Below are 4,178 nucleotides of genomic sequence, written 5' to 3'. Positions count from 1 at the left end.
TGGCTTTGGTTCTGTGATTTATCGTCATTCATGTGATAATCCTATTGTTATATCTGTATTGTATACACTGATAACCATAATCACAATAGACATTTTTCTGAGCAATTGTTTTCTAGTGTTATATTAAATAAATTTTCAAAAAAATCTTGCTGCTAATTTTTTTAGCAATATAGAGCGTCTAATTATGCTAAGATAGCTATTATGAAACTATGTATTTTTGGAGCCAGCGGTAAGACCGGTGTAGAAGTGGCAATACTTGCATCACAAGCCGGCTACAGCATTACGGCCTGTGATATGCACAAAAACCCTAAGCTTGAAGGCCTTAAGAATTTAGAATTTATTGAGCTTAGCGTTCTAGATTCTAAGCAGGTAAGTGATGCTATGAAAGGCGCCGAAGCTGTTATAAGCGAGCTTGGGGTTAAGATTGGCAGCTCTGAGCCGGTGCTTTCTCAGGGCAATAAAAATATCGTCTCAGCCATGCAAAAACTCAAAATCAAACGGCTCATCACTCAGTCGGCTTTTGGTGCGGCAGATTCTTGGCAGAGCTTGCCCTTTTACTACAAGCTAATTCACAAAACTTTACTGGGGCCAATGTCAAAAGATAAAGACAAAATGGAAAAAATCGTAGCTAGCTCGGGCCTAGACTACACAATCATACGGCCAATTCGGCTTACTTCTGGCCCAGCCACAGGGCACTACCGAGCCGGTGAGTCTATCAAATTTGGCCTCGACCCACATATTTCCCGCAAAGATGTAGCGCGCTTTATACTTGATGAGCTCAAGGCCAAGCATTATATTCGAAAAGCGGTCACGATAACCTACTAGTATATTTTGGCTTTTTGGCCTTTTTAATAAATCTGGCGACTATAATATATATAAGGTAATAATTAAGTATATGAATAAATCCCAAGCAAACAAATCAGCTCCCATAACTATCGAGCCAGACAAAGATGTGGTTTTTAGTACGCCTAGCGGTATTGAGCTGCACGGCAGTATTAGGCTACCAAAAGATTCAAGCCAAAGCCTACCGGCGGTACTTATTATATCTGGTAGCGGGCCTGTAGACAGAGACGGCAATGCGCCTACTCAGGCCGGGCTGCCTCAGCTCAAGCTAGATGTCTATAATTGGCTGGCCGATATACTGGCTACACAAGGTATAGCCTCGCTGCGATATGACAAAGTTACCTCTGGAGCCACTGGGCTAGGCCCCTATGCATCTAACCCTAGTAGCCTTGTTACACACAGCTTTGAGCAGATATTTGTTGAGCCGGCCCAAAGTGGCATGCAGTATTTGGCCAAACAGCCAGGCATAGACCCAGAAAAAATCATTATTCTTGGACACAGTGAAGGCGGCCTTATCGCAATGCTTCTAGCCAGCCAGGCTAAGTCACAGCCAGCCGGTCTAGTACTAGCCGAGCCATCTTATGGTAGATTTTTAGATATTGTTGCCCGCCAACTAGTGGAGCAAATAAACCAAACCAAGATTGATTCTAATGAAAAAAAATCACTGATAAGCTGGATTAATGCTGGGGTTTCTATGATTCGCGAAAATAAAGCTGGCTTTGCAGAGCTCCAGCCACCTCAGCCGCCCTTGCTTAAGCCAAGCAATGAAGCCAAGCAGTGGCAAGATATGGTGGCCAGTATTGTCTACCAGCGTATGCAAAACTTACTTATCAAAACAGAAGACGCCCTAGACCCTTGCGAGATCGCAGCAAGCCTTAGCTTGCCTACACTCATCACAGCTGGAAGCAAAGACTTCAATACGCCACCAGCCACAAGCGGCCCGGCGGGCTCTGGAGTTTGGGCTCTAGCTCAGGCCTTCAAGCCTAAAAGTACTGATAGCTTCAAATACGTAGAGCTTAAAAATGTTGTTCATATTTTGCGCGATATTGGCACTCAAGACGCCAGCACTATGCCGCTCACTAGCCAAATCGAGTACCCGTATTCAGCTCAATTTAGCAAAGAGCTAGAGGCCTTTATGGCCAAGTTCAGCTAGGCTAAATACCCTAGGCTTATTCTGCTATAATGTAGATATTGCAAAGTTAAGAACTAAAAGAAAGGTCAAAGTTATCAAAAAATTCGTACTACCCAAGCTTAAATACGCCACAAATGCCCTAGAGCCAATTATGTCTCAAGAAACTATCGAGTACCATTATGGCAAGCACCACCAGGCCTATATTGACAATCTCAATGGTCTTATCGAGGGCACTGATCTTGCCGGCTTGCCAATTGAAGAGGTAATTGTTAAGGCTGAGCCTGGCCCAATTTTTAATAATATGGCCCAGGCTTACAATCATAGCTTTTACTGGCAGTGTCTAACTACGCCGCAAGGCGAGGGCAATGCGCCATCGGGCAAGCTAGCCGAGGCTATTGACGAGGCTTTTACAGATTTTACAACTTTCAAAGCTCAGTTTAGCGAGATGGCCAGCAAACATTTTGGCAGTGGTTGGGCCTGGCTATTTGTTGGCAAATCTGGCAAGCTCGAAATGCTTGCTATGCATGACGCTGGTACTCCTATTCAAGACGGCCTCAAGCCACTTCTCGCTGTAGATGTATGGGAACACGCCTACTATATAGACTACCGCAATAAGCGCCCAGATTATGTCGCCGCTATCTGGCAGATTATCGACTGGAAGTTTGTAGAGTCTCAGTATGAAGCTACCGCGCCCAAATCGCTGATGCTACCAGAATAGCGCTTAGTGCTGTAGAGAATTTTAATAATAACTGAAATTTGGCTTATTAAATACTGGCTTAATGGCTATAATATTTAGGCTAGCTCAGCAGCAATTTAGAAGTAGCACGGGAATTGCTGTAATGAGCCATTAACTCTGGGGTATAATATAGCTATGAGCAAAAAGCTAATCTTATCCAAATCCGAATACATGATGTACTTAAGACACCCTGCATTCTTGTGGGTTAAAAAGCACGATAAAAATAAAATCCCACCAGTCAGTGCCGACCTGCAGGCCATGTTCGATGCGGGCCACAACTTTGAGGCCTATGCCGAATCTCATTTCCCGGACGGGGTAAAAGTCGGCTTTAATGACTATTATCAGTATTTAAATATGCCTTTGCGAACCCAGGAAGAACTCGATAGGGGAACCAAAACAATTTTTCAAGGCCGCTTCGAGCACGGGCAAACTACTTTTATTTGCGATGTAATTCGAGTCATCGGAAAAAATGAAGTTGATTTATACGAAATCAAATCAAGCACCGGGGTTAAGCAGGATCACATCCTAGATTTAGCCTTTCAGACGACCGTACTCGAAAACTGCGGCTATATTGTAAACGATATCTATGTCATACATGTCGACAATAGCTATGTCCGAGAGGGCGAGGTAGATTCCAAGCAAATCACTACTACAACGAATGTCACCGAGGATGTCAAAAAAGAGCTTAATCAAACCAAGCGCAATATCGAGGGTGCCATAGAAGTCATGGAGCAAGCCGAAATGCCAGACCCGTCGCCAGCGAGGTGTAAATTATACAGCCTAAAAGACTGGCTGGAAGTATATAAAAATATTAAGCCAATTGAAGACGGAAGTATCTATGAGCTTTGTCGCATTAATACAGATAATATCCGCTTGTTTGAGGAAGAAGGTATCACCAAGCTCAAAGATATCCCACTTAGCTTAGTTGATAGCAAATACCAGCGCCGACAACTAGAGGCTTTGGCTAAAGGTGAACCAATTTATGATAAAGAAAAGATCAAAAAGTTTTTATCCAAGCTCGAGTACCCACTGTACTTTTTTGATTATGAAACTCTCAGTAGCTGCGTTCCGTATTTCGACGGCACCAAGCCATACCAACAGATTCCATTCCAGTATTCATTACATGTACTAAGTTCGCCTGGTGGGGAACTGGAGCATATGGGATACCTCCAAGCCGACAATTCTAACCCGGCTAGGCCACTTAGCGAAACATTACGCGGGCACATCGGCAAGACGGGCAGTGTAATAGCCTGGAATATGAGTTTTGAAAAATCTTGCAATACTGCGCTAGGTATTATGGATAGTGAATTTGAAGGATTTTATAAAGATATAAATGTTCGAATGGCCGACCTGATGATTCCATTTAGCAAAGGATATTATGTCGATGCTAATTTTGGTGGCAGTGCGAGTATTAAAAATGTCCTGCCGGTACTGGTTCCCGAACTTAGCTACAAAAATCTAGGCATC

At 43.5% G+C, this 4,178-nt stretch carries 4 protein-coding genes; all 4 read left to right on the top strand.

Annotated elements, in window-relative coordinates:
• Positions 1-201 precede the first annotated feature (201 nt).
• Positions 202-825 carry an NAD(P)H-binding protein gene (locus NT111_00055; protein MCX6804414.1) on the top strand — a complete coding sequence of 208 codons (624 nt, stop codon included), beginning with the start codon at positions 202-204 and terminating at the stop codon, positions 823-825.
• 70 nt (positions 826-895) lie between these two features.
• A complete protein-coding gene (locus NT111_00050; GenBank protein ID MCX6804413.1) occupies positions 896-1,996 on the top strand; it encodes an alpha/beta hydrolase in 1,101 nt (366 codons plus the stop codon).
• Between the two features lie 73 nt (positions 1,997-2,069).
• Entirely contained in the window at positions 2,070-2,693 is a 624-nt protein-coding gene (locus tag NT111_00045; protein MCX6804412.1) for a superoxide dismutase, read from the top strand.
• A 153-nt stretch (positions 2,694-2,846) separates the two neighbouring features.
• A partial coding sequence (locus NT111_00040; GenBank protein MCX6804411.1) for a DUF2779 domain-containing protein occupies positions 2,847-4,178 on the top strand: 1,332 nt, incomplete at its 3' end.

The organism is Patescibacteria group bacterium, assembly GCA_026397045.1.
GTDB lineage: Bacteria > Patescibacteriota > Saccharimonadia > CAILAD01 > BJGX01 > JAPLVO01.
The sequence above is the reverse complement of the archived record's forward strand: the minus strand, read 5'-3'. Positions and strand labels throughout refer to the sequence as shown.